This window comes from Ileibacterium valens (assembly GCF_001945525.1).
GTDB classification, from domain to species: domain Bacteria; phylum Bacillota_I; class Bacilli_A; order Erysipelotrichales; family Erysipelotrichaceae; genus Ileibacterium; species Ileibacterium valens.
The window spans coordinates 1-560 of sequence record NZ_MPJW01000267.1 but is presented as its reverse complement, the minus strand read 5'-3'; the positions used below and the strand labels follow the sequence as shown (position 1 = coordinate 560).

The 560-nt window shown below is 41.6% G+C and carries 1 protein-coding gene; it reads right to left on the bottom strand.

Going from position 1 to position 560, the window contains the following annotated elements; genetic code table 11:
* Positions 1–305: 305 nt before the first annotated feature.
* Positions 306–560: transposase (locus tag BO222_RS12265; protein WP_075817320.1), on the bottom strand; the 255-nt coding region annotated here is incomplete at its 5' end.

Below are 560 nucleotides of genomic sequence, written 5' to 3'. Positions count from 1 at the left end.
AGCCCCTTCGGGGTCCTGTGGACCCTGGACAGAACAGACCAGGCATGTAGTGTTTGAATCAGGCAGTGAACTGGTCCAGTAAACTAACGGCTGTAAAACTACTTACACAGTTTAGTTGACAGATCCGATAAAAAAATAAAGGGGCTGTTAAATTTCGACTGATTTTTCATCAGCGAGATTTACAGCCCCTTTTTCTATGCTTTTTATCTGATTCAATCCTGTTTTATGATGTGTTTTTCCGCTCAAGTCAATTTTTGAACGCACTGAAAAGAGCCAAAACTCAAAAAGACTGTTTATAATCTTTTTCAGATTTCGCTTTTCTGCTCCTTTAATTTTCCATAACGTTCGAGTTCTGGGCAACTCATCCGATTTCTGTTGTTTAATTTTCTGATATTGTGTCCCATGGCCACAATAAGCACCTCAAATTTTACGTTTTCCAGTCCCCGGCGTCTCAATCGGCTGTATCTGTAGTTTTCTTTAAGATCTCCGAAGGTTCCTTCCGCCTGAATGCTCCGGCTGACCATAATCTCATGTCCTGCATCTGAAGACATGTTCTCCCG